24 protein-coding genes are annotated in these 25,974 nt (G+C 41.5%); 14 read left to right on the forward strand and 10 right to left on the reverse strand.

What is annotated here, in order from left to right:
- Window positions 1-12: 12 nt before the first annotated feature.
- The gene (gene norW / locus JK628_RS05450; protein WP_202288320.1) at window positions 13-1,158 is read left to right on the forward strand and encodes an NADH:flavorubredoxin reductase NorW; all 1,146 of its coding nucleotides are present in this window, start codon (window positions 13-15) and stop codon (window positions 1,156-1,158) included.
- 115 nt (window positions 1,159-1,273) lie between these two features.
- Here norW and JK628_RS05455 read toward each other — a convergent pair whose 3' ends face one another.
- On the reverse strand, window positions 1,274-2,152 hold the full coding sequence (locus JK628_RS05455; RefSeq protein ID WP_237524214.1) for a LysR family transcriptional regulator: 879 nt from the start codon (window positions 2,150-2,152) through the stop codon (window positions 1,274-1,276).
- A 268-nt stretch (window positions 2,153-2,420) separates the two neighbouring features.
- Here JK628_RS05455 and JK628_RS05460 point away from each other — a divergent pair, with 268 nt between their 5' ends.
- The 3 genes from JK628_RS05460 to JK628_RS05470 all read left to right on the forward strand — a co-directional run bounded on the left by JK628_RS05460 (window position 2,421) and on the right by JK628_RS05470 (window position 4,701).
- Window positions 2,421-3,632 (forward strand): adenosylhomocysteinase, encoded by a 1,212-nt coding sequence (locus JK628_RS05460; protein ID WP_202288323.1) that lies wholly within the window; start codon window positions 2,421-2,423, stop codon window positions 3,630-3,632.
- Between the two features lie 605 nt (window positions 3,633-4,237).
- Entirely contained in the window at window positions 4,238-4,387 is a 150-nt protein-coding gene (locus JK628_RS05465; protein WP_202288325.1) for a hypothetical protein, read from the forward strand.
- Between the two features lie 77 nt (window positions 4,388-4,464).
- A complete protein-coding gene (locus tag JK628_RS05470; RefSeq protein ID WP_202288326.1) occupies window positions 4,465-4,701 on the forward strand; it encodes a hypothetical protein in 237 nt (78 codons plus the stop codon).
- Between the two features lie 681 nt (window positions 4,702-5,382).
- On the opposite strand, the gene JK628_RS05475 is transcribed toward JK628_RS05470, so the two are convergent.
- A complete protein-coding gene (locus tag JK628_RS05475) occupies window positions 5,383-5,613 on the reverse strand; it encodes a hypothetical protein (protein ID WP_202288327.1) in 231 nt (76 codons plus the stop codon).
- A gap of 1,201 nt (window positions 5,614-6,814) precedes the next feature.
- Between JK628_RS05475 and JK628_RS05480 the strand changes: the two genes are divergently transcribed.
- The 5 genes from JK628_RS05480 to JK628_RS05500 all read left to right on the forward strand — a co-directional run bounded on the left by JK628_RS05480 (window position 6,815) and on the right by JK628_RS05500 (window position 12,200).
- Window positions 6,815-7,774: a helix-turn-helix domain-containing protein gene (locus JK628_RS05480; protein ID WP_202288328.1), complete on the forward strand. Its 960-nt coding sequence runs from the start codon at window positions 6,815-6,817 to the stop codon at window positions 7,772-7,774.
- Window positions 7,774-8,994 carry an EAL domain-containing response regulator gene (locus JK628_RS05485; RefSeq protein ID WP_202288330.1) on the forward strand — a complete coding sequence of 407 codons (1,221 nt, stop codon included), beginning with the start codon at window positions 7,774-7,776 and terminating at the stop codon, window positions 8,992-8,994. Before JK628_RS05480 ends, JK628_RS05485 begins: the two co-directional genes overlap by 1 nt.
- Window positions 8,981-9,289, forward strand: coding sequence for a hypothetical protein (locus JK628_RS05490; protein WP_202288332.1), 309 nt, complete (start codon window positions 8,981-8,983; stop codon window positions 9,287-9,289). The genes JK628_RS05485 and JK628_RS05490 overlap by 14 nt, the downstream gene beginning before the upstream one ends.
- Window positions 9,279-11,285 (forward strand): hybrid sensor histidine kinase/response regulator, encoded by a 2,007-nt coding sequence (locus tag JK628_RS05495; RefSeq protein WP_202288334.1) that lies wholly within the window; start codon window positions 9,279-9,281, stop codon window positions 11,283-11,285. The genes JK628_RS05490 and JK628_RS05495 overlap by 11 nt, the downstream gene beginning before the upstream one ends.
- A gap of 201 nt (window positions 11,286-11,486) precedes the next feature.
- Complete coding sequence (locus JK628_RS05500; RefSeq protein WP_202288336.1) at window positions 11,487-12,200, forward strand: glutathione S-transferase family protein; 714 nt, start codon at window positions 11,487-11,489, stop codon at window positions 12,198-12,200.
- Window positions 12,201-12,306: 106 nt separating this feature from the next.
- Here JK628_RS05500 and yghU read toward each other — a convergent pair whose 3' ends face one another.
- Both yghU and JK628_RS05510 read right to left on the reverse strand, forming a co-directional pair.
- Window positions 12,307-13,164 carry a glutathione-dependent disulfide-bond oxidoreductase gene (gene yghU / locus JK628_RS05505; RefSeq protein ID WP_202288338.1) on the reverse strand — a complete coding sequence of 286 codons (858 nt, stop codon included), beginning with the start codon at window positions 13,162-13,164 and terminating at the stop codon, window positions 12,307-12,309.
- Window positions 13,165-13,454: 290 nt separating this feature from the next.
- Complete coding sequence (locus JK628_RS05510) at window positions 13,455-14,459, reverse strand: HAD family hydrolase (RefSeq protein WP_202288340.1); 1,005 nt, start codon at window positions 14,457-14,459, stop codon at window positions 13,455-13,457.
- A 264-nt stretch (window positions 14,460-14,723) separates the two neighbouring features.
- Between JK628_RS05510 and JK628_RS05515 the strand changes: the two genes are divergently transcribed.
- The 4 genes from JK628_RS05515 to JK628_RS05530 all read left to right on the forward strand — a co-directional run bounded on the left by JK628_RS05515 (window position 14,724) and on the right by JK628_RS05530 (window position 18,037).
- Window positions 14,724-14,972, forward strand: coding sequence for a hypothetical protein (locus tag JK628_RS05515; protein WP_202288342.1), 249 nt, complete (start codon window positions 14,724-14,726; stop codon window positions 14,970-14,972).
- Between the two features lie 72 nt (window positions 14,973-15,044).
- Window positions 15,045-15,203, forward strand: a complete 159-nt coding sequence (locus tag JK628_RS05520) for a hypothetical protein (RefSeq protein WP_202288344.1) — start codon at window positions 15,045-15,047, stop codon at window positions 15,201-15,203.
- 68 nt (window positions 15,204-15,271) lie between these two features.
- Window positions 15,272-15,418: a hypothetical protein gene (locus tag JK628_RS05525; protein WP_202288346.1), complete on the forward strand. Its 147-nt coding sequence runs from the start codon at window positions 15,272-15,274 to the stop codon at window positions 15,416-15,418.
- Window positions 15,419-15,616: 198 nt separating this feature from the next.
- Complete coding sequence (locus JK628_RS05530; RefSeq protein WP_202288347.1) at window positions 15,617-18,037, forward strand: hybrid sensor histidine kinase/response regulator; 2,421 nt, start codon at window positions 15,617-15,619, stop codon at window positions 18,035-18,037.
- A 128-nt stretch (window positions 18,038-18,165) separates the two neighbouring features.
- Here the strand turns inward: JK628_RS05530 and JK628_RS05535 are convergent, their stop codons facing one another.
- The 6 genes from JK628_RS05535 to JK628_RS05560 form a co-directional block, all read right to left on the reverse strand.
- Window positions 18,166-20,235 carry a M13 family metallopeptidase gene (locus JK628_RS05535; RefSeq protein WP_202288348.1) on the reverse strand — a complete coding sequence of 690 codons (2,070 nt, stop codon included), beginning with the start codon at window positions 20,233-20,235 and terminating at the stop codon, window positions 18,166-18,168.
- A gap of 200 nt (window positions 20,236-20,435) precedes the next feature.
- Complete coding sequence (locus JK628_RS05540; RefSeq protein ID WP_202288349.1) at window positions 20,436-21,491, reverse strand: PepSY-associated TM helix domain-containing protein; 1,056 nt, start codon at window positions 21,489-21,491, stop codon at window positions 20,436-20,438.
- 337 nt (window positions 21,492-21,828) lie between these two features.
- Window positions 21,829-22,485: a nitroreductase family protein gene (locus JK628_RS05545; protein WP_202288350.1), complete on the reverse strand. Its 657-nt coding sequence runs from the start codon at window positions 22,483-22,485 to the stop codon at window positions 21,829-21,831.
- Between the two features lie 110 nt (window positions 22,486-22,595).
- Window positions 22,596-22,886: a putative quinol monooxygenase gene (locus tag JK628_RS05550; RefSeq protein ID WP_202288351.1), complete on the reverse strand. Its 291-nt coding sequence runs from the start codon at window positions 22,884-22,886 to the stop codon at window positions 22,596-22,598.
- A 579-nt stretch (window positions 22,887-23,465) separates the two neighbouring features.
- Window positions 23,466-24,368, reverse strand: coding sequence for a prohibitin family protein (locus tag JK628_RS05555; protein ID WP_202288352.1), 903 nt, complete (start codon window positions 24,366-24,368; stop codon window positions 23,466-23,468).
- Between the two features lie 212 nt (window positions 24,369-24,580).
- Window positions 24,581-24,820 (reverse strand): YdcH family protein, encoded by a 240-nt coding sequence (locus JK628_RS05560; protein WP_202288353.1) that lies wholly within the window; start codon window positions 24,818-24,820, stop codon window positions 24,581-24,583.
- A gap of 267 nt (window positions 24,821-25,087) precedes the next feature.
- Here JK628_RS05560 and JK628_RS05565 point away from each other — a divergent pair, with 267 nt between their 5' ends.
- Entirely contained in the window at window positions 25,088-25,963 is an 876-nt protein-coding gene (locus JK628_RS05565; RefSeq protein ID WP_202288354.1) for an AraC family transcriptional regulator, read from the forward strand.
- Window positions 25,964-25,974: the final 11 nt, after the last annotated feature.

Here is a 25,974-nt window from a genome sequence, read left to right on the forward strand (position 1 = left end):
GAGGAAGTAGTAATGACAGCACCGATTGTAATTATTGGTAGTGGTTTCGCCGCATATCAATTGATAAAAAATATCCGTAGGCAAGATAGCACTGTAGCTATTCAGGTCTTTACGGCCGATGACGGCGATGAGTATAACAAGCCAGATCTGAGTCATGTATTTTCAAAGCAACAAGATGCAGATGCATTGATCTTGCTATCAGGTGCTGACTTTGCCGCCCAGTATCAGGTTGAGTTACTGGCCAATACTCCGGTAGAGCGAGTCGATACGCAGGCACAATGTCTCTATGCCAATGGCGATTCTTATGCTTACTCTAAACTGGTTTTTGCCACTGGGGCGAGTGCCTTTATTCCTCCGGTTAAAGGAGATTGCGCAGCAAAGATTGTTACATTGAACAGTTTATCAGAGTACCGTCGCTCGCAATTAGAGATAAAACAGGCTGACCGCATCTTGATTATGGGCGGTGGCTTGATTGGTGTTGAATTGGCGATGGATCTGCAAACCAGTGGTAAAGAGGTGATAGTTGTAGAGCCTAATAGCCGCTTGCTTGCCAATGTCGCACCCGACTTTGTCTCATTGAAGCTGGAGCAGCCACTGCGTGACGGTGGAATGACACTCGAACTCAATGACTATGTGACAACAATAGAATCATTCGCGGCTGAGCAAGCGTTTGTGGTGAGCACCAAGGCTGGTAAGGTGTTTGATGTTGATTGCGTTATTTCAGCTGCAGGTTTGCGTCCGAACACGCTGTTAGCGCTGCAAGCAGGAATTGAGGTCAAACACGGCATTGTGGTTGATGCGCAACTTAAAACATCTGCCAATAATGTGTATGCATTAGGGGACTGCGCCGAGATTAATGGCAGAGTCATGGCTTACCTTCAACCTATAATCCTCAGTGCCAATGCACTGGCAAAGCAGTTATTGGGGCAATTATCGCAGTTGAGCTTCCCGCCAATGATGGTTAAAGTAAAAACACCGACATATCCAATCCAAGTGGGTGGTAGGTTTAATACTGATTCCTCATGGAGAGTGGCTTTTGATAAACATGGCGTGACTGCAGAAGCTTTTGATGATCAAAATAACATGACAGGTTTTGTCGTAACCGATGAAAATGCTAAGCAGGCTTTTTCGTTGCTAAGGAAAATGTCGGCGCGTTGATTAGCCGTGATAGGCCGGTTAACTAAAGTAGATTGGCCTATCTTTATTTTGTCTTTACAACAAGTGGGTTTAACTTTGACGGTAAATGATTTTTCGAACACCAATAATTTTTAGGTTACAGGGCTTGGGGAGCAAGTAAATCAATCAGCTTTCTGCTTTTCAAAGGTATCACAGCGTTGTTTGGGTAGACTGCGTATAGCTCTGTTTTCCAAGTAAACTCTGTTAGTAAACTGACTAGCTCACCAGATTCAATGTAAGGTTCGGCAATGAAATCGAGGGTGGTAGTAATGCCTAACCCTTTAACGGCATACCCCGCGAGTAATGACTCACTTTCTAACTGAAGAAAAGGGGCTATTTCTATTTTTACCTGTTTGCTGTCGATGATAAACATCCACCGGTTTTGGGTTAGACAGTGGGTGTAATTCATGCATTTATGCTTATTTAACTCAAAAGGATCTTGAGGCGTACCGTAGCGAGAAAGGTATTCTGGCGAGGCAATAACATAGGTATTTATGTTTTTGATTTTTTTGCATCTATACGAGCTATCTTCAAGTGCGCCAATTCTTAGCACTATATCAATTTTCTCTTGAATGAGATCGCCAATTCTATTATCAAAAATAATCTCAAGTTCGAGTTCCGGATAAGTTGATAGTAGTTCGGCAAACACGTTAGTGATGCCGTTATCAAACTCCAACACGGCAGGCATTTTTACCCGTAGCTTTCCTCTAACAATGTCTTTGCGCTCATCAATGAAGTTGTAGCATTTATCAACGCTATCAAATATCTCAGCGCAGCGCTCGTAGAGAAATAGTCCCTCTTCGGTGAGACTAATTCGGCGTGTGGTGCGTTGAATGAGAGAGCAACGCAGCTCATATTCTAGTTGATTTACATGTTTACTTATCACCGATTTTGACAAGCATAATTTCTCTGCTGCGGCAGAGAATGAGTTATTTGTGGCTACGCTATAAAAGGTGGCGAGTAAGTTCAGGTTCATCGTTTTCACGGCTTAACTCCTTATGCATATCGGTACAGTATCTGCTTCACTTTCTATTATTATTAATATTTATATTGTTTCTAAAGTGGAAACTCACTGGCTGGGGATAGCGAAATTTCGACTGTTAAGGATTTTATTATAATAATGTGGTTTCACCCTCTATTTTGCACAGTATGGAAACTATAAGTTCGTAATAAGTTGATTAACGCCTTGTTATTTATCAGCGATGATTTAGCGGTCCAAAATACGTTTATATAAATGAGGCCCTATGACAAATATCATCCATCCAGAGCATGACGTTGCCGATCTATCTCTTGCGCCACAAGGTAGTCGCAGAATCGCCTGGGCGCGTAACCATATGCCTATAATGCGCAGTATTATTGAACGCTTTGAGCGGGAGCAGCCATTTGCCGGATTAACTATCGGCATCTGTTTGCATGTAGAGGCGAAAACAGGGGTGTGGTTAGAGGCATTAACTAAAGGCGGAGCTAAGGTGGTTATTACGGGGTCGCCCGGATCGACTCAAGATGAAACCGCCGCAGCATTGGTTACCGATTATGGGGTGAGTGTCTATTCTCAGCGGGATGAAAATTTTGACGACCATATTCGCTATTGCCGTAAGGTCTTATCCCATGCTCCCGACATCATTGCCGACAATGGTGCCGATCTACACGAGCTTATTTTTACTGAGACAGAATTTGCTCCGCTTAAGCATACGCTATTGGGGGCTACAGAAGAAACAACGACAGGGGCTAACCGATTGCGTGAAGATTTCAATGCTGATCAGTTCAGCACCTTGATCATTAATGATACCCAAGCAAAACGTATCATCGAAAATAGATTTGGTGTGGGCTCATCGGTTGTCGATGGCATCATGCGTGCTACAAACGTCATGCTCCACGGCAAAAAAGTGGTGGTTATTGGCTACGGTTATTGTGGTTCAGGTACGGCGCAGCGTCTACGTGGTATGGGAGCGCACGTTACGGTAGTTGAATCAAATCCGTTATCGTTACTTGAGGCGCATATGGAAGGTTTTTACACCGCGAACCTAGAAGATGCACTGCCTGATGCCGATATGGTAGTTACCATTACCGGGCGAGACAACGTATTGCACAGTGCACACTTCAAGTTAATGCGACACAACACCATAATTGCCAATGCAGGCCATTTTCAACGTGAAATTAATATGGCTGAACTACAGGCGATGAGTGAAAGCAAAGATAAAATTCGTCCACATGTAACAGCTTACCAACTTGCAGATAAACAACTTTTTGTCCTATCTGATGCTAACTTAGTTAATCTGTCGGCTGGAGATGGCAACCCAATTGAAATCATGGATCTAGGTCTTGCGCTACAATCTTTAAGTTTGGAGCGTATCGCCATCAACCGTGGGTCATTACAATATATTCCCCAGCCAGTACCATTCGATATTGAAATGCAAGTCGCAGAACTGGCGGTTAAATATTGGATCAATCATTGATATAGCACTGTGTCCCCTCTGGTTTCAAAGGGGGCAAGCTGTATCTTACCTTGAGGTCGTTTAGACAATATGTCGCGAGGCTTTTTTTGTGAGGCCGAGCCGCGAAGCTAGGTTATTGTTAGTCTATTTATGACTTCGTCTGTAAGTGAGCCGGCAATCGGCTCACCAGCGTTATATTAGCCTGCTTGCAATATGGCTTAAATGTGTTTCCAGCTCATCTTCCGTTTTAGGAAGTGAATTGAGTTCGAATGAGAGTGGCTTGCTGCCATTGAGCATGAATACTGAGCTTGCACCATGATCATAGTGGAACCATTTTCCGTTGACGCAAAGATCAGTATAACAATTTGGTAGTAGTTCCATCAGGCACCTCTAAATTTTACATTTCATTTATTATGAAAAGACATAAAGTCATCGAATGTGTGAGCCTTGCTGTATTGCGACGTTTTATATTTGTGACTCAGCTCACCCTTATAAGACCTGAAAAGGCGTAGGCGCTCATTGATCTAAATCAAAGCCAATGTGATTAGCGATTCTGGTACCGCTATTTGACAAGATTAAAAACTAACAAAGAGATGTTTTTTCCTACTAATAAGATGGAAATCTGGATGGCTAGCTCGACTATGGCAATATGTGCTTTGTTCTACATAGACTACCGTTTCCTACCGACAATTACTGGCTTTGAAACAGTGTTGTTTGTGCTGGCTAATACTGAATGTTTATCTGCTAAAGGATTAGACTCTGCTTTTCAACTTTGATCTTGGTCAACATGTAGCAAGTCAAATAGATTCAATATTAGTGTATGGAATAATACTTAATCTTGAGGAGGCTAGATGTGACGGATGCAAAACTGATATTGATTTTAAAAACCTGTATTTCTATAGGCTTGTTGTTGATCCTACTCGGTATTTACTTGCATAACTTTAGCGAGTCGATAGAAGCGATGGGGGTAACAGGGATTATTATCAGCGCAATGTGTATTGCTCTAGGCATGGTACTGTCGCTACCGACAAAAATGTACCTGACCTTCATTTTGGTTCGACGCGAGTCCGAGGTTAATAAATCAAAGTAAGCCGTAGTTTGGTCCGAATGGCTGATTTTTTAATGGTGAAAACACTGGCTGATAGTGTTATCAATTACAGCATCGACAGCTGCATTGACAATAATCGCGCTACGGGGAGCTATAGCATCTGCCCTTCTAAAATGCTTCATTAAAGATCAAATAGAACCCACTCTTCGTAGCATTCCTATCGTAATCGACCCTGACATTCATTCTTGGTTATAGCTCATAACGATAACTTAGGCCATAGCTGAAAATGATTTCTCCATAGAACTGATTAGGGCTTTCTGCGGTAGACCTATCTCATTAAGCACCGTCATACCGTGTCTTGTCAGTCCACCATCGCTATCTTTAAATGTATGTCGATACCCAACGCTATGTTCGATGGTATTGTTGTTGCGGTAATGGTTTCTATAAGTACCTCTTAGCGAGTGCTGCCTAGGTCATAGTTGGGGGCGTCGCCTTGACTCCATTGAAATGCTTTGTAAAAGCCAACCCTCGGCCAAGGGGAGATAAATAATAGTAACGGTAGTTTAGCGCTAATTTTTGATAGTCATTACCGCTGCCAATTCTTTGAAAGTAATCAGTATATTCAAAATTGTGGAAATAGCCCTTCCATACATTAACTGAAAATTCCCGGGTGTCCTTTGTGAGTACGATGCCTAATTCAAGCGAAAAAGGCTTATCCTTAAATTATTGAAAGTTCGGGGGATCTATCGCCAATTGTGGCAATGAATCTTGATTTGGCTCATAGTATTTAATCCTTAACGCTGGGCCAATATAGAAGCCGTAATCGGTTTCAAAGATTAAATTGCCTTCGTAATTAATGATGATCGGACGATTTTTGTGCCTCTCCGGTGTCATAACCAATCCCCAGTCATATTCGTTTTGCTTCCCCATAGAGAGTTTACCGAAATAGCGCATGGCATTGTCATCAAAAAACAGGTCTGTTTAGAGCGTAAACCTAGGTCCACGCCATCATCTAGCTGGGTGCCAATTGAGGCGAATGTGACACTGGAACGATGTTATCATGAGCCTTGCCACTTTATCCGCTGTTAGCGGCGCATCTTCTACCTAGAACTGTACAAGTTGACGCTTAGTAGACGTTAGGCTCCTTAAGGCCTAATGGTTACTTTGTTGATACAATGAAGCGACCCATCAGGCTCACCTTACCCCAGTTGTTCTTTAGAGCTACAGTTACATAGAATGCTCAAAGAAATGGATGACTTGAGCATGTAGTGTGCGGTTCACTTCGGCAATGATAGGTGTAATGCTTCAGGTTGTATTTCTGAATTTTATGGCCTTAATTACACATTTGAACATCCTCAAACTGTCGTTTATTGTGAGCATAAGAATATTTAAATTTATTCTGATTATCTCCCTTGATTATCTCCCTTGATTATTTTCTGTATTGAAGGTTTAGAATTTCAACTTATTAATTCTATCACAGTAGTTATATTTTATACTTTATATTTAAATGGTTGAGTCAGAGTCGATAATGTTTAATTTATGAGTCTTTAGCTTACAATTTTATGGTCCTGATGATTAATTAATATGAATTGTAGAAGTGGCCTTATGCGCTAGTTAATTAGGCTGTGCTATTTAGCCATACGACTAACTGAATTTAAATCTACTCCAGAATATCAAGAATAGTCTGATACGGATATCTGTTATCAAATCTAAGTGAAACAGTCAGATCTTAAAAAAACTGTCAATCTTTGTTGATTGATTTACTACAGACTTATCGGGCTGAATAAGTGATATTACCCGCCATATAAATCTATCTTAGCTCGTGGATTTAGCTTTATCTATTTGTTCTCTAGGATTTTAAAGGGCTTGATACGAAGCTCTATATTAGCTAGGCATGTTAGATGACACTTAGCATGTAACTTGCCAATGTTGTCATATTTAATAATGTTTTACACTCAGTAATCAGTTAATTATACCAAATGACTTACTGGTGGAAGTATGAAGAACGAGCATGTAACAGGCCTTTATTTTAACGAGAGTGATCATCGGGTGTGGATTATGTACACGCAGCTATATCCTGAATGTATCGACGGCGTAGACAGAGAGCAATATATGAGACTATTAAAACAATTAAGAAAAACTAATGGAACGCGTTATGACCTCTACCAATTACTCCTATTCAAAAGACAAGCAGAGCCATGTATTCTCCACCTTTTTGAAACATATTCGGCAAAATAACGATCTGTCACAAGAGCAATTATGTGTGCATCTAAGGCAGCACAGTAGTCTTTTTCATAATTTAGATACTATTACCGTTAGCCGTTGGGAGCGTGGTGTTAATATCCCATCCTTAGCTAAACAAGCTGAAATAGTCGAACTGTACGACAATGAACTCACGAGTATTTATAGTTGCGATAAACAGTTTTTGAAGGAGTGCTGCTCGTTAGTGGCTATCCCTAATGCATTAGATCTTAAATCAAGCCACCCATATTACGCAAATGATGAGTATCAAATTCAAAGTCTCGATATCCAAGATGATAGCTTTTACTTAGTGCTTAAGATGATCCTTCGTTATGAAGGCAATCCAAGTCTTAAGTTAAAGCCTCCTCTTGAAGACTTTTATGGCCTCACTAATGTAAAAATCTCCATAGCAAAAGCATTTAATGGTCAAATCGTAGGTCACGGTCTCTATTTGGAAACCTCAGCTAACAATGTTTTTGAGTTAATCAATATTAGTAGTGGCCTTAGTGAAATAGTGGCTAGTTGTGAGCACAAAGATCGTGATGCAATGTTGGTATTGTCCTCAGCGGGTGCAACTAAACAAGTTGAGAACAGCATTATGTCTACTTATATCAATCAATTTTCTCAACAAAAGAATTTACGCTACCTCTGCTTTAGCGTCTGTGATGAAGGATTCATTAAAAAATTAAATACGGCGAAGTTAGAGCCGTTTAAGGTTAGAAATATGGAGTTTAACGACATAATGGTAGCCATTCACTCTTTCTTGCTGAGTCGTTCTGAACTGATGGCGAATCGTTTTTTGCTCAAGTTGGCAGTGATATCGCCGAAAAGATTGGTTACTTTTCTTAGCAATGATGATCAAGGAGGTTGCTAATGAAAGTACTTATTGTTGATGACCAGCTGTTTGTAAGAGAGACGATAAAAAGTGAGTTATCCTTGGTTGCCCCAGAGGTTAAGTTTGATTTTCATGAGGCTGATTGTGGTAATAAAGCTATAGAGATGCTTGAAAATAAATATATAGATGAGTTACCAGCCATTGAGTTAGTTATTGCAGATTTGAAAATGGAGAATGGTGATGGCCTTGCCATTATCAACCATATGGCGACTACTCGTAGTCGTGAAATCCCGCTAGCAATTGTAAGTTCCTCTGATAAACGAACTCTAGAATTAATAGGCAGTATTACTAATAGCTTTAGTTTGAATTTGGTTGGCGTATTTCAAAAACCCCTAGATATTAGTGAAATTTATGCTTCGGTCTCGGCAAATAAATCTGTTCCGCAAGAATGTGAGCAGTCAATAGAAGTAACACCGATCTGTAATGAAGCTAACATCACATCATTATTAAACGAAGATAATCTTTTTCTGTGCTACCAACCTAAGATAAACATAAGAACAGGTGAATTGGTCGGTTTTGAGGTTTTGTCTAGGCTTTGCATTCAAGGGGATGGGTTTATTTATCCGGACAAATTTATCCCATTAATTGAAAAGTCGGGCTTAAATTGTCAGTTTACTAAGTTAGTGTTTAATCAGGCGTTATCGCAATGGCATTTATTTGAGAAATTGAAGTTCTATAGCTTATCAGTCAATATAAGTGCTAATGACTTGTTGTCTGATGACTTTATCAATTATGTGATTGATAAGCACTTAAGTCATTCAGATATTAAGCTGATGCTCGAGCTGACAGAGTCTCAGCAAACAATTAATCAAGACCGATCGATACAAGCAATCGCAAAGTTCATAATTAATGATATTCCGATATCACTTGATGACTTTGGTAAGAGCTATTCTACGTTTGACCGCTTAGACAGCATTCCATTTGATGAGATAAAAATCGATAAAGACTTTGTCACAGATCTTGATGTTAACTTACAGCATCAAGCTATTGTTGAGTCAACAATAGCTTTAGCCCGTAAACTGAATGTCAAAGTCGTTGCTGAAGGGGTCGAAACATTGTCAGTGTTAAAGAAGCTGAAAGCCCTAGGGTGTCACATAGCGCAGGGCTATTACATTAGCCCACCCATAGAGGGGCGCTATTTGATGGCTTGGATTAATAATTATAACCAACAAAATGAGTGTCAACATGTTAGCTGCTAGCCAAAGTATTAAAACTAAGCTCCGCACCTTTTTTGCTCATTTCAAAGATGTTAGTAGGAGTCATCTTTATGGGGTTCTAACATTGGAACTTGATAATTTAGCTTCTGAAACTAGTCAGTTGGATAGTAGTAATTTTGATAATGTTTCTGCACAACTTCATAAGTACAAGGGTATTTGTCGATATTTGAAAATTGACAATGAAGCGCTTTATAGCGATGACCTTAGCAAGGTGGAGCTACTAGGGAATATCACAACTCTGCAAATTTTACTTAAGGATATTGAAAGTGAAATTTAGCGGTTTTGTTTTTGTGTTGGGTGTTTTTGGGACGCTAATCATTGACGTTGTGCTTTGGCAATATCGCCACGGAGAATTGAGTAAGCAATATCAAAGTCGAGCAAATAAGGCCTTTGAATCATCTAGAACTCAACTCATTCAACATCAAATTATGATGAATGCACTTCGTTCACTTTTTAATGCTTCTAATGAGGTAACAAAAGCTGAATTCAGCCTGTTTTCGAAAGATTTACTCAAAATTAAGTCAGCAATAGCGTTCACATTAGATCCATCTTTACAACTTAGATATTTGTCTGACTCTGCATTTTATGATGCAGTAAGCAATGGCAGTGTTCGTTCTGATATTAATGATCAAATCACTTATGATATCGAGGATTTTTCTACTATTGTGATTAGTATTGATGAGCCTAAACAGCCCTATCTAGTTTATGCTGTTTCGCATCAAAGACTACAGCAAAAGATAGATAAAAATAACGATATATGTGAGAGATTTACCTTTGGAGAAAAGACCTTTAGTAATCTAGAATGCCAAAATTATGAAGGAAGAGTGTTGGCCTCTTTATTTCGTTTCCATTCAGAGCAGTTCGTCGATTTACCTGAATACAATACCAGTTATCGTTTGTCTGTAGATTATATGCCAACGAAGAAAGAGTTAGTTGAAATCGTTGTGTTATTATTAGTGTGGCCTTTGTTCGGACTGGTATTTTCAATACTTATCGCGATGTTGATTCAAAATCGTATTGATAAAGAGAAACAACGTATTGAGTCCAATTCGAAGTTAGCGTTGTTATCAACATTAAATCATGAAATTAGAACGCCTATTAATGCAGTTTTAGGTTATGCAAATATGTTAAAAGCACAGTCTTGTTGCTCTGATAGCGGCAAAGAGAACCTAGATAAAATCATTTGGTCTGCCAACTTACTTAATAACGTTGCTCAAAATACCTTAACTTACAGTAAGGCAAGTTCTGGTACGTTGGGCCTACATTATGAAGAGATTAACCTTCCGCAGTTTCTAAAGAAAATTGACGATTACTATCGAGCATTTAGTCATACTCATAAAAAACAGTTGAAGATGCAGTTCTCCAGTGGCACTCCTGAATTTCTTCAGCTAGACGATACTAAGTTTTTCCAGTTAACCACTAACTTTATTAATAATGCTTTTAAGTACAGTTCCGGTGATATTGTGATCTGTAGTGTTAAGGTTAGTCCAATACTACAAAGCTTGACGATTACCCCTGACATTAAGGATAAAGCATTGGGTGGCTTTATTAGAGTCGCAGTCAAGGACTTTGGTAAGGGAATGTCCAAAGCATCAATGGAAGCAATCGCCAAGCCTTTTACCACGGACTTGAAATCATCCTCAGCACTTAAATCAGGAATTGGTATTGGTTTATATACCTGTAAAAAGGTGATCGAGAGTGTAGGTGGAAGTATCCGAATCCGCAGTCGCAAAGATCAGGGAACTCTAGTGATCTTTCGGTTCCCGTATAGGCAAAGTCATATGGAGACAGGCAAAAAATTTGCAGTCGACACATCATCAACTGCAAGAGTGGGTATATCTGCGCAAAAGAAGAGCAATCAGTTAGCCGTAAGCCCCGTTGTCAACCAGGACAAAGTCGAAAATGCAAAGCACGTCATACTTGTTGATGATAACTGTTTTAATTTGGAAGTCTGTAAGTCAATGCTTGAAAGTGACGGTTTCACCGTGATTACAGCTAAAGATGAACGAGAGACCATAAACGCGCTGAATAGTTTTTATGATGTAAAGCAGCAAACCGCTGAGTTGCCATCTCTTATTGTATTAATGGACTACATGCTTGATGAGACCGATGGTTTAACACTGATATCATTGTTAAAAGACTTAGGTTTTTATCACCCAAAGTATTTTATTCTATCGGCTAATTGTAAAGATGAAATCCCAAGGTCTGCTCTGTTTCCAGAGATCACCTTTTTACAAAAACCAATTGATATAAAAACAGCAAGAGCGCTGTAACTCTTGTTCCGCACTATTGGTTGAAAATAAATACAGGGCGAGCATCTGCCCTGTTTTTAGCATATATCCCGGTCCACTTAAAATGGAGAGTCGCGGCAGTCCATTTTTATCGGAGTGGTCTTTTAATGCTGTGTGCTACTTATCTTTCGTCTTTTTCAGACTCTCAGCGTCTTATAGGGAAAACCCATAAAGGATCAGCCAATGTTGAAAGTTGTTAGTTATATTATTTGCCCATTTGTGCAGCGTATTACCGGTTTGCTCGAAGCTAAAGGCGTGCCCTATGAGATTGAATACATCAGCCTTAAAGATAAGCCGCGATGGTTTTTAGACATCGCACCTAATGGTCAGGTGCCTATTTTAATTACAGAAGATAACATCGCGCTCTCAGAGTCCGACGCGATAGCAGAATATCTAGATGAAGAGTACCCATTGCTAAGGCCTGAAGTTAATCAGTCTGCGTGCCGTGCTAGACAAAGAGCATGGGTCTATCAGGGGGTTAAGCTTTACCTTAAACAGTGCAGCCACATGCAAAGTGGTAACAAGGAAACCTTTGATGAGCGTCAAGTCTTTATGCATAAAGCGTTTGCCAAAGTCGAAGCGTTTCTTAAAGAACACACCGCGACTCAATATTTTTGCGCCGACGTATTGGGCAATATTGATATGGCTTGGTTGCCTCTATTCCATCGAGCAGCCTTAGTACAAAAGCATACCGGGACTGAGTTGTTCGCTGGTTTTCCGTTACTGCAAATATGGGCTGATAACGTGATGGCGTCCGGTATTGCGGAAAAGTCAGTTCATCAAAAATTTGAAGAGAACTTTACCACGTTTTATTTAAGCGAAAATAACTACCTCGGTGGTGGTAATGCTTCAAAAGATAGCGGTTGTGGTGGGTCTTCAAGGGGGAGTTGTTGTTAATGATGTTTATACGCTGAAAAATAGAGGTTAGATGGGCATAAACGGCAGTTATTAAAGATAACTGCCGCTGTGGAGCTGACGAGCGAACATATTTTTAAGCTAACGATTAGGACTGCTTTTTTAATACTTCATCTATGTCGGCGGCGCTGTGTCGCTCAGTGAGCTGTTGCCACTCTTCACCCCAAGAGCAGTTGACGATTCGACCACGTTTAACAGCTTGGCGTTCACTTATCTGCTTAGCCCAGCGTTGCAGGTGAGTGTAGCTCGTGACGTCTAGGAATTCGGCAGCATCATAAAGTTTACCGAGCACTAGGTTACCGTACCAAGGCCAAATTGCCATATCAGCGATGCTGTACTCTTTACCCGCTATGTATTCATTATTTGCCAATTGCTTATCAAGCACATCTAACTGACGCTTAGCTTCCATAGTAAAACGGTTGATTGGGTATTCAAATTTTTCAGGGGCATAGGCATAAAAATGGCCAAAGCCACCACCAAGGTAGGGCGCGGAGCCTTGCAGCCAAAACAGCCAGTTCATCGTTTCTGTACGTGCCGCCGTATCACTTGGCAGGAAGTAGCCAAACTTTTCCGCAAGGTAGAGTAGAATATTGCCCGACTCAAATACTCTGATCGGGCTGTCGGCAGAATTATCAACTAATGCGGGAATTTTGGAGTTGGGGTTGATATCGACAAAGCCCGATGAAAACTGCTCGCTGTCGCCAATGTTTATCAAGTATGCGTCGTACTCGGCCTCAGATACTCCTTTAGCTAGCAGCTCCTCGAGCATGATTGTCACTTTCTGACCGTTTGGCGTCGCTAAGGAGTGAAGCTGTATCGGATGTTTGCCTACAGGAAGTGCTTGCTGATATCTAGTGCCAGAATCGGGGCGATTGATGCTTGCCCACTCGCCGCCATTCTCGCTATCCATTGTCCAAACTGTTGCTGGAGTATATTGCTTGCTCATCTATTTTCCTGTCTTTCTAACTGTTAGTAGTTATCGATATGGGTATGATTTTGTCGATTAAAACCTTTGTAGATAGAAGTATTGGTAATGAGAAAGTATTACATCGTATAAATTAACCTAACGCGCAGAGCGGGGTTATTAGTGCGGCAAGCTTTGGGGCAGAGATTGAGCGGTACGGTATAGCGGAGCAAAAAGAAGGCTTGATTAATCAAGCCTTCTTTTTTGGATTAGCTACATTCGTACATTGGATCAACGATTGCGGAGTTACGGCGATAATAAGTCACGGCGTATTATTTCGCTGGAGTGTAAATGGTGCACCAGTCATTTTTCATGTCAATCAAATGCCAGTTGTCTTTTTGTTTAGCTTCATCTAACGCCTTGTCTAAACGACCGACCGAAGAGTCACGGTCATACTGCCATTCACGTTCGCTATCAGTATGATGCACTATCATTGCCATACTCGGGTTATTCTGGCTGGTACTCCATTGCAACATAGCGTGGTCTCCATCGGAGTTACCAACCGCGAGTATTGGCTTTTTACCAATAATACGTTGAATATTTTCGACCTTTACCTGCTTATCATTGTTAGACACTAGCGTGCCATTTTTTACTAGCAGAGTATTACCGTCGAGTTTCACCATGTCATAGCCAAAGCTACTGCCAATGACATTCTCTGCTGGTATGCCATAAGCCTGCTCTGTCCATGCCCGCATGAAATCAGTGCCGCCACCGGATACGATATAGTTGCTAAAACCATTTTCTTTTAAGTAAGCCAACATCTCTTTCATCGGCTGGTAGGTCAAATCAATGTAGCTACGGTTAAAGCGCTGATCTTTACTCTTGGTTACCCAGGTGTGCACTATCTGTTGAAACGCCTCAACGGTTACTCCTGAATGTGTCGCTTGCAGTAGCTCGAGTAATGCATGGTGGTCAGCTTTCATTAGAGACTCCATGTCGTCTTCGAGTACCCATTTAAAAGGCGTTTGGGTCTTCCATTCAGGATGATTTTTTGCCAGCCCTTTAATCTGTTCAATGGTAAATACCAACTGGTAATACATAGGTTTCTCTGACCATAAGGTACCGTCGTTATCAAATACCGCAATGCGATCTTTTGCGGCGACATACTGCGGGCTCTCAGGGTTAGTGACCTCCTTTACAAAAGCTTCAATTGCGCTGCGACGCTCGCTTTGTGCCCATGAGGTTAGGGCATTGTCATTTGACTGGCAACTCAACGCTAGCGCTGGAGCAGAAGAGAGTGCTAGCATAACAAGCAAAGATAGAGATTGAAGTTTCATAACGTAACCCTTTAGTTTGATAGACGTTCAGTTAAACAAAAAAAGCAGCTAAAAATAACAGGTAAAAACACTAGTTTGTGAAGAAACTAAAGCTCTAAATCGGAATAAAATCAAGTAGCTCAGCAGCTTTACGTCAAACTCTGCCGCCATTCTTAGCTAACTAAGTTCAAATTCAGCGTTAGTAGCGTTAAAATAGTCACCATATTGCAGTATATCTATGGGCGTGAGCTCCGTTATCTGCGCAAAAATCAAGAGAGTATAAAGATGAGTGATGAACAGAATATTATCGATAGCTTAGCTAAACTAGAGCAGTTTTTGCTGTCAGTAGAAAACGGCGGATTAGGTTTAGTGGGTGTCGAAGGGGTTGGAATGGCCACCAACAATAGCGATGGTCGTCATTTTGTTGCTGTTTTTGATAGTCACCACAAGTTACTGCATGCGCGCTGGATAACTGATGAAATTTTCGCAACGGGCAAAGAGATGGTTCGCACTGGTGTAAAGGGCAAGCATTAGCCTTGCAGTTTATTTAACAGTAGGTCAGCTATTTAGCCCTGTTTATAAGCAGGGCTTTTTATGGAACGCTAATTGGCCACTCAAGTGGGGGGGATATTGGCGCTATATACCATGTTTAGTAAGCCGCAGCTATTTAATAACTATTTAGCCATTAGTCCTAATGGTTGGTGGAGTCATAAAGAGATGGTTGGGAGTATCACTGGATTGACAGATGTTGACCGTCCGCTGTGAGCGGCTCTTTTTATCGGTAGCAGGCGAGGGCGGTCGTTTTACTCTGTCACTTTGACTTATTAGCAAGTATGGAACAGCAACCGCAACCGCCAGCACATCTTGAATGGCAATTTGAACACTACCCTGAACGTTCACATATGTCGGGGAACTTGCCTGCCAGTACTGACGGTTTGGAGTCCCTATTTAGTGAGTCTAAAGTGATTGATACTGCGTAATAATCTAGTCAATAGTTCTGCCATTGCTCAGCGGTCTAAGTCTTGTTTAAACTACTTCTAATTCCCACTGAAAACACAGTGCATGCCGGAGAATGGGGATGGAAGCCTAAAGCGTTTGAAGCTTGCCAGTGGTTAATGGAATTAACTCAAGCTATAACCTATGGTTTAAGGACACATATTCGTTAGGATGACGTAAACATGTTTAAACAGGGACGTTGGTCAATTAAGCATTTCTTGCTCGCTGGTAGTGTATCGATTTTTGTCTTACTTGCTGCTGATATTTTGATGACGCATTACGTAGCAAATACTAAATTGGCGCTTTTTGAACTCGAGAGTAAAGTGGCAATATCATCTAATACCTTACTGATGATCCGCCGCCATGAAAAAGACTTTTTAAGCCGCCATAACACCAAGTACATAGAGTTAATTCAAACGGAAAAGGAGGATTTGGAGCAGCAGTTAACCGAAATTAATAAATTGCTAATTAAAAGTGATTTAGACATTATCTATGATAATCATCAAACCTTAAAACAGCTCGATAGCTATGTTGATAACCTTGCGCTGTTAACAGATGAAGTGTTAAGCATACGCGGTACAGGGGACGCCGTTGGGTTTGCGATGGCTCTGGAGCAGCACTCCAGCCAGTTACAATCTGAAGCGAATCGTTTAAAAGCCCCTCAGTTAGTAGACCTGATGATTGACAATCAACAAGATATTTTCAACTTCTTTGCTCGCCATGACACATTATTACTGCCGAACATTGCTGAGCAGTTTAGTAACATTGAGCAGAATATTAAAAACCAAACTCAGGCTTCAGGTTCGCTGCTTCAGGCATTTTTAGCCTTTGAACAAGCATTTTACCGTTTACAGGCCTCAAGTGAGCGTCGTGGTTATTCTGAATCCTTAGGTTATCACGGTGAGCTTAGACAAAGCGTGCATGATATTGAGGGTAGTCTCAATATGTTGTTCGGTAGTATCCCCACTAAAGTCGAGGCAAGTGTATCTGCTTTGGTTATGACACAGGCCATGGTGGAGGGCACTTTGACGCTCTTTATCATATTAATTCTCTTTTATATCTACTATGCAATTACGCGCATGGAGTCGGGCTTGATCACTGCCCGAGTCAAAGAGGAACGCGCCAATAAGGCCAAAAGTTCGTTTCTGGCTAACATGTCTCATGAGATAAGAACGCCGCTTAACGGTATTATCGGCATGACTGAAATTCTAACTGATTCAAAGCTTTCAGCGATACAGAAAGATTACTTAGCCACCATTAACTCTTCATCTCAGACGCTATTGATGTTGATCAATGACATTCTTGATCTATCCAAAATTGAGTCGGGTCATTTAGAGATAAGCCCGCATACCTGTGCGATCAAAGAGGTGATATATGACACTGCAGCGTTAATCGCTCCCAAGGCACAGCAGAAAAGTATCGCGCTTAGAATCAGTATCGATAGTAATATTCCTAGTTACATCAGAGCCGATGAGCAAAAGTTACGGCAGATCATGATGAACCTGGCTTCTAATGCCATTAAGTTCACTGCTTCAGGTTCCGTGACATTTAAATTACAGATAGAAACACAAACCGAACAGACTATAGGGTTACTTTTTTCTGTTAAAGACACTGGTGTTGGCATAGATGAAAGCAAGCACAAGCAAATTTTTGAAGAGTTTCAACAGGAGGATAGCAATACATCAGTTGAGTTTGGGGGCACTGGATTAGGCTTATCAATTTCAACTAGAATGGTGAAGATGATGGGCGGCGAAATAGCCATTAACTCATCCAAAGGGGTTGGCAGTGAGTTTTTCTTCTCGTTGCGCTTCGCGCGACAAACTGAAGGAGAGAGGGGAGCGCAGCCTGTGTCCCAGCATTTAATTTATTGTGCTAGACAGCATAGTCCGCTATTAATACAGAATATTATCGGTTTACATCATCAACTGGATAAAACCCATCAAGTGGATGAAATCGTGCCGTTGATTACGCCAACAAGTGTGCTGGTGTTTAATGCTGAAGATATTAAAGACAAACAGGCATTTGTAGCCAGTGTGGCGGACTTTTCAGGTACGCCGATTCTTATTTCACGTTCGAACAATACCGAAAAAGATGATTTCGGCGAGCTTGTGGCGGGTTACATCACCATACCATTGCTAGGAATGCGCTTAGATACCTTAATTAAGTCAGTGGCACATCGTCATGAGAGTAAGGATATTCTCCCGCCAATAAAGGAGGAGCGTGATGATAACAAGATGGTGCTGGTGGTTGAAGATAATAAAGTAAACCAACAAGTTGTTGCCATCAACTTGAAAAAGCTCAAAATGCCGCATTTAATCGCTAATGATGGCAAGGAAGCGTTAGAGCATTATAAACGCCATATAGGCAACTTCTCGGTGATCTTAATGGATTGCATGATGCCAGTGATGGACGGGTTTGAAGCGACAAAGGCAATTAGATTGTTTGAGCAGGAGGAGGATGCCAAGCGAGTTAGAATTATCGCACTAACAGCATCTATTCTTGATGATGATATTCAAAAGTGTTTTGACTCGGGTATGGATGATTACTTGCCAAAACCGTTCAAGAGAGAAGTACTGGTCGATAAGTTAGCTAAGCTACATTAAAGGGTGAGTGCCAATAGCTTTAACTTTTAATGATTGATAATAAAATGCCAGTCAATTGCTGACTGGCATTATTGCTTTGATTAAGTGTTAACAGTCGCTCTGTTAACTCACCGCTTAAAAGCTGAGTGTTACCAAATACGTACCCGCTCATCTTCTGCTAAATAAAGCGCATCACCTGGTTTAACATCAAAGGCTTTATACCAAGCATCGTGATTACGCGGTGCTTGGGCGCGATAGCGTCCTGGAGCATGTGTACCAGCACGAAGCTGATTTAGCATGCTTTGCTCGGTGCGTTTCTCTTTCCAGACTTGTGCCCAAGCAAGGAAGAAACGTTGATCGCCTGTGACGCCATCAATCACAGGAGCTTCTTTGCCGTTAAGGCTGAGCTTGTATGCATGGTAAGCCATCGATAGACCACCCACATCACCAATGTTTTCACCTAGACTGTTGCGGCCATTAACGAAGTTTTCAGGGATTGGCTCGTACTTATTGTACTGAGCTGCTAGCTGATCGGCTTTAGCGTCAAATGCGGCGCGGTCAGCATCAGTCCACCAGTTTCTCTGAATACCGTTAGCGTCAGATTTTGAGCCTTGATCATCAAAACCGTGGCCCATTTCATGGCCGATAACCGCACCAATACCGCCATAGTTTACCGCGGCATCGGCATTAGGATCGAAGAACGGAGGTTGTAGAATCGCGGCTGGAAATACAATTTCATTAAATGAGCTATTGTAATAAGCGTTAACACGTTGCGGTGTCATGCCCCAGCGATTACGATCGGTTTTCTTCAGCTCTTTAGCCACACTGTCAGCTTTAAAGTACTGGCGTAGGTTGTGAAGATTACCCATTAGATCGGTCTTTGTGAGGGTTAAACCATCAAACTCTTGCCAAACATCAGGGTAACCAATTTTAGGGTTAAAAGCGGCCAGTTTTGCATGAGCGTTGACTTTCGTCTCTGCACCCATCCAGTCGAGATCATCAATACGTTGGCCCATTGCGGTACGCAAGTTCTCAACAAGTACTGACATCTTTTGCTTAGATGATTCAGGGAAGTAGCGCTTCACATACACCTTGCCGATGGCAAAGCCCAATGACTGAGTGCCGGACATCTCTGATACAGCGCGTTTCCAACGAGGACGAGGCTCTTCCTGTCCGCTTAACTCTTTGCCATAAAAAGCAAAGTTAGCAGCGTAGATATCTTCTGACAAGAGATCAGCGTTATTGCTTATGGTGTGGAAGGTTAGGTAGTCTTGCCAAACCTTAAGTGACTCACTATTGACTAAGCCGATCATGGTTTTTACCGGCTCAGGCTGTGAGATATTCAACTGAGGAACACTATAGCCGGTTTGGGTAAAGTACAGATCCCAATCAAAGCCTGGGTATTGGGTGGTTAAGTCACTGCGCTTAACTTGGTTTAAGGTGAGATCGCGGTTACGACGTTTTTCTCGTGGCCATTGGCCTTCAGCCATTTTAGTCTCAAGTGCAATTATGGCTTGTGCACGCGCTTCGCCATCTTTAACGCCAGCAAATGCCAGCATCTCGGCTATGTGCTTGACGTAAGCGGCACGGATTTTGACAAAACGCTCACTGTCTTCAAGGTAATATGAGCGGTCGGGTAAACCTAGGCCGCCAGCACCAATAGACATCTCATATTGATTTGGATCTAGACGGTTAAACCACATCCCACCTGAGATAGGAGAGGTCGCCCCTGTAAGCCATGCTTGACCAAAAATCTTGGTCAGATCATCGGTACTATTGATTGCTGAGATCTGATCAAGGGTGCCTTGAATTGGGGTGATACCCAACTTGTTGATGGTATCTGTATCCATGTATGACTGGTAGAAGTCGGCAATTAGTTGCTCTTCAGGATTCAAGTCGTTGCGACTGGCGATATCATCGATGATCTCTTTGACTTGCTTTTCACTGCGCTCAGCAAGACCGGTGAATGCACCATAGCGGGTCTTGTCTGCCGGCATTATATAGTTGTCATACCAAGTGCCGCTGGCGTACATAAAGAAGTCATCACCGGGTTTAACTTCTTCATTTCGCGCAGATAAATCAACGCCAAAGCTGCCGAGTTCGGCTTGGTCTGTTGCGGTTTTAGTGATTGTAGTGTCGTTGCTGTTGTTAACATCCGAAGTGCCGCAGCCGCCCAAAAAGGCAGTGGCTAGGGCAATAGCAATGAGTGATTTTTTCATTGTTTTATGCTCTTCCTTGTTGAAGTTATTATAATTTTTTAACGGCTCCATCTTCTAGCAGTGGCACAAAATGTCAACCATGTAATTGTTAGCAAAGTTTAGAGCGAGAAGGCTGGTGGGGGAGAGCAGTTTGCAAAGGCAGATGTTCCGCAACAGGGAAGCTGAATTAGCCGCCCTGTGCGATGAATCAATACTCCAGCTTACTTACGAAATATACGGCGGTAGAATGTGATCGCACTAAACATTAATGCCATGCTGCCAATGAGTGATATCGACGTGATAAAGACGACATAACTAAAGGGCATATTTAGCGCATCATGCAGTGGTCTCACAAAGCTGGCCACCCTACCAGAAAGTGGTCTGTCGCTATGCTTTAGTGCATCTTTAATGGTGCCTTTTTCGAAATTCATCGTCATACGATCAGCTTCTCGTAACCACACATCAGTATGGCTATCGAACCGATAGCTATAGCTAGCGTCAGCAGGCTGTTCGCCCGCTTTTGGTTTTTTGCTGCGAGCTTTACTAATGGCGACTAACTGTGAGTCTGGCCATAGTGTTTGCGCGGTTTGCAACTGACTCTGCCAGTCCCTTGCTTGACTCTGTGGCAAGCTCATTTTTGTTTGTGGTGCAGATTTTAACGCGCCAGTCCATAAGCTCTTATAAGTGATTAAGAAACCACTCAGACACAAGATGAACAGTGGAATGGAGATAAATAGACCAAGTTGAATATGGCTCTTAAGTAAGCTGCTTGAGCGACTATTTTTGGGAATGCTATGTTTTAAGCGAAACCCTTTACGCACGCGCCACCAGAGGTAAATACCTACTAGGGTAATAGCGGCGCCAATCAGTGAAGCCCAGGCATTAAGGTATTTACCGAAGTCACCGAGTAGGAAGTTTCTATGCAGCCAAAAAACAGTACTGTACATAGGCACTTCAGAAAATTTGCGTACTGAAAGTTCATTTAACTCAGCATCCAGTGCGATACTCGTGCCTCTGGCTGCCGCTTGAATATACGGAGTATGTTCTGTTGGGAAGCGTACAGTGCTTATCTCTGGATAACGTTCAAATAAGCTGGCTGTGACCTCCGCTTTTTGCTCAATTGATAGCGGAGCATACTGCTGGCCTTTACTATCGAGGCGCTTTAGCATATCCATACTGCCAAGATAAACACCGGTTGTTAATACAATTAGCATCGTGATACTAATCAAAAAACCAATCCAATTGTGGAACCATTTTAACGCTGAAACGACATTCATTATAGTGCTCTCAAATCGGTCTGAGCAAACAATACGCTCAAGACATCTATGGTTGTCAGCTTACCTTTGGTTGTAGAAACAGCTTGATTTTTATCTGATTTTGTACCAAAAAAGCAAGTAAGCCTTGAAGGTGCGAATAATAATTAATCTCACTAACAAGTTCAATTAAAGAAGTGTAAAGGCGCGTGATATAGCTAGCAGTTTGCATGATTAACATTGAAGAGGAGATTGATATCAGAGAGATTGCTCTAGAAAGCGTTTTTTTAAGGCGTAAAAGCCGCTGCTAAAAGTAATAAGCAGCGGTGTTATTTATGAGTTATGGAGGCTCTTGTAGAGCCTAAATCACCGTCATCACAGCTGCTTGGCTTAGGCGTGATTTTGGCAAGTTAGCATTATAATCTTCATCTTTATGGTGATAACCGATGGCTAAGGCAACTTCACAGACAAAACCACCTAATTCATCTTTGAATATTTCACCGATGAGTTCACTATCAACACCCTCCATTGTTGTTGAATCGATACCAAGACGGGCGAGAACATGTAATGTGTTACCTAATGCTAAGTAGGTTTGTGATTTTGTCCAAGCAGCATTGTTACCCAGCTCGTCAGTGTTGAGTGATACAAAGGCAAAACCGCCAAACGCCTGCTCTCTCTCTTCGGGTTTGGTGCGACCATCTTCAATCCCCTTATCAACCACTTTAGCGTAGTCTTCACGGGTGTAGCTTGGGTTGTGTGCGAATAAGATGATGTGTGACGCCGACTTTACATGGGGTTGGTTAAACTGAAATTTGTTGGCAAAGGTGTCATGCATGCGCTGCTTTGCTGCATCTGTTTCAATTACGATGAACTTCCATGGTTGAGAGTTAATTGAAGAGGCTGATAAACGCATTGCTTCATAAATAACATCAAGATCAGCTTGTGGAACGCTCTTTGAACTATCGTATCTCTTGGCTGTGTAACGGTTTGCTAAATCGGTAATGATAGGGTGAGTCATGTGAGTTTCCTTATGGCGCTAGTGGTATTGAGCTAGCCCATTTAAATTGTTTATAAGTTGGGATTAAAAATGTAGTTACCCATCCTTCATCTTCTGATTGGATGGGGTTATCAGCCAATTTTAGTCATTTCATTAATGCTAAATAGCTCGACACAGCCCTCCGTGGCGGCGATGTAATCAGCTAGGTGACTATTTGCCAGATGTGCTTGTAATTGTTCAGATGATTGCCAGTTTTCATAAAACACAAAGTGGGCTGGGTTTTCATTATCTTGGTGCAAGTCATAGTTGATGCAGCCAGGTTCAGCGCGGGTAATGTCAATAAGCTTGATTAACTCGGCTTTAACTAATTCAATGCTGTCTACTTTGGCGATGATGTTAGCGACGATAGTGAGGTTGGCCATACTGGACTCCTGTGCTCAAATCTAAACTTTTGTTGTCGGCGGCGCATTCGATGCGTGCTTTCTATGGGCTGCATATTAGCGCTAACCATTAAAAATAAAAACAGCTTAAATTTTGAATTATTATCAATGAATAATTGATAATGTGTTTTATTGCAATCAAAGCTATTTCAATCTAACAGTGGGTATTACTTGAGGATAGCTAAATAAGAAGATTTATCTGCTAAGTCTGACAATAAAAGATCGAAAACGGGGCCCTATAGGCCCCGTTCTGTTGTTCACCTTTCTATTAATTACATAGGTGAAGTGTGTATACCCATCCCACTTGAAAATGCTCGTTTCAGAGGTGTTGTGCCAGTTCAATTCTAGGCGCGTTAACGTGGAAATGGTTATTCCCTTTTAAGTTGGTGCAACAATGAAGTGGGCTTGCACAACTCCTTCTGCGATGGGTTTTAATGGGATTTACTCTGTGTTATTGATTTTAGCAAGGGAGCGACCATTAGCTGCAATCAATGCCTTGACTAAAGCCCATTAAACTCCCACTGAATCCTGCATTTTCAGGTCGGATGGGTATATATGCCGTTAATTAGATTTAGCTTGGTCTTGGTCTCTAATATCCATAATAGGCATTACACCGTTACCCATCATGGTGCTTGGCAGTTTGCCATCCCACGCTTGTGCTTCGGTTAACTTAACAATCAGAGGATTGTTTTTAAGTGCTTTTGCTTTTGCGTCAATGGCCTGTGCCTCGGCTTTACCTTTCAATAAAATTGATTGGGCTTCAGCTTCGGCGATTTTTAATATCCCTTTGGCTTTTGCGTCAGCAGTGTTTACAGCTCGCAGTGCTTCTAAACGTTGACGCTCCAGTTTATGCTCCTCAGCGGCAGCGAGGTTTTTCTCTGTTTGCTTAATCTCAATTGAGTTGATGTATTTTTGCGGCAAGATAATGTTCTCAATTTGAATATTATCGACCACTACCGGGAAGCCTTCCATCTCTTCCGCTAAGCGCTGCTCTATGCCTTGGATTGCACTTGCTCGGTCTTGAATAAGTTGCTCCGCTTCAAATTGAGGGATGGTATCTTTTGTTGCTGAGCGAAAGCGTGGGTCAAGAATGCGTTGTTCAAATTGCAGTAAACCACCATAACGTTTAAATAGATCTAACGCAGCCTCTTTGTTAACGGTCCAGTTTACCGAGACTTCAATCGTGACGGGCATCTGCTCTTTAGTGCTTGATGCCATCTTCTCGGCATTTTTTCGAGTACGAACTTCGATCAACTCTACCGTTTCAATAAAAGGGATCTTAAAGTGTAACCCTGGATTTTGTTGCTCCTTGGCTTCTCCGAAGCGCTTAACAACGCCAACGTGTCCCTCTATTACAATAAAGTAAGAGTTAAATAAGGCGAAGATAATGAGCAATATAGGTAGAATTTTCACGATTGAAATTGATTTTAAAAATGAAAGTGGTGACGGTTTTAATAGTGACATGTTTGGTATCCTTTCTAAATATGCGCGGCAAAGATACCAGTTAACTCTATGTTATGAAACATTTGTTTATTTTTGGTTGCTAAAGTGTGCTGTTGGCGTGTGGCGGCAATAAAAAAGACCAAGTTATTTTCCTTGGCCTTAATCGATATTTGGCTACTTTTAACGTAGCAGTACGTTTAGTTCTCATGCACCATGGTTAGATAAGCGAAACGCTATTTGTTTGATAAACGCTTATATAACGAGTCTTTCAATTCAGCCCGGTTATGCTTTAGTTGGTGCATGGATTTATCATCTATCGGTGCGCCGTTCAATTCCAGCACTCGGATCTCTTTATCTAAAGCATCGTAATGTTTGGCATCTTTAGTAAATGCAGCATCACTTTTACATCGTTGCATAATAATAGTGTGGTATTCAGGAAACTCATGGAGCAGAGAATGATCTTCACCTAACATAAAAACCCCTTTAAGCTGATATTAGTAAACACGATATTCGCCCGTTAATTAAAGCCAATTACTTGATTAAATACAAGTCGATGAAAAGTGGTTTAGGCACTAGTTCGTTGCTCTAGGTTAACTTAAGCATCGATATCCATGTCAGCGAGGCTTAGACTGCTGCGCAATAGCTGGCCTATTGTCAGCTTGGTAATACAATTTGTTTTTATTTAAAGCGTTATGCTTTAGGTATACTGGATTTTGCTGACAAATTTTAAGTGAGTATCGATGAATGATGTAGTGCCTGAAATTAGCTTTAGGGATACCAAGCTTCCGGATGTTGGCTTTGAGGTTATTGAGCTTTCAAGCTTATATGCGAAAGCTAACAAAGGAGAGATAAATTTTATAGGTAGGCCACATCGAATAGATTTTCATAACCTGATCTTCTTTACGGGGGAGCAGGGAGATCACTTCGTTGATTTTAATACTATTCAGGTGAGTAAAGGTAGCGTAGTACTGGTTAATAAAGGCCAGGTGCATGCTTTTGATCTTATAAACCAACCCGCTGGTAAGGTAGTTATTTTTACGGATGACTATTTAGATAGAGTGGCTGCCGCCATCGACATTAAAATTTTTGCTCCCACTCACTTAGTGGCTTCATATCTGCAAAACTTCAGCTTATCTGTCGAGCAAGCCGCCTCATTAATCAGTTTGATGGAGTTAATTTTTACTGAGTATGGGTTAACCAAACCTAATGTAAGTTACCTACAGGTGCTATTTGCTGCGCTGCTCACTAAAGTGAGTGAATCCAGACCTGATATTTATCACCACCAGATGACACCGGCTCAAATAAAGTGTTTTGATCGCTTTACTGGGGTGCTTAACGTAGCCTTTACTCAGACGCGAGATGCTAAGGCGTTGGCCTTACAGATCGGTACGACATATAAGACACTTAATAAAGTTTGTAAGATGGCAACCAACCGAACCGCGAAGCAGTTGATAGACGCTTATACCATTTTGGAGGCTAAGCGACGTTTGTCTATTGATAATATTCAAGTTCAGCAACTGTCTGACTATTTGGGGTTTGATGAGCCTACCAACTTTATTAAGTACTTCAAGAAACATACGTTGATGACGCCTAGTCAGTTTAAACGGATAACTTAAGGTTCGATATT

The sequence above is a fragment of the Shewanella sp. KX20019 genome, assembly GCF_016757755.1.
In the GTDB taxonomy this organism is placed as follows: Bacteria; Pseudomonadota; Gammaproteobacteria; order Enterobacterales; family Shewanellaceae; genus Shewanella.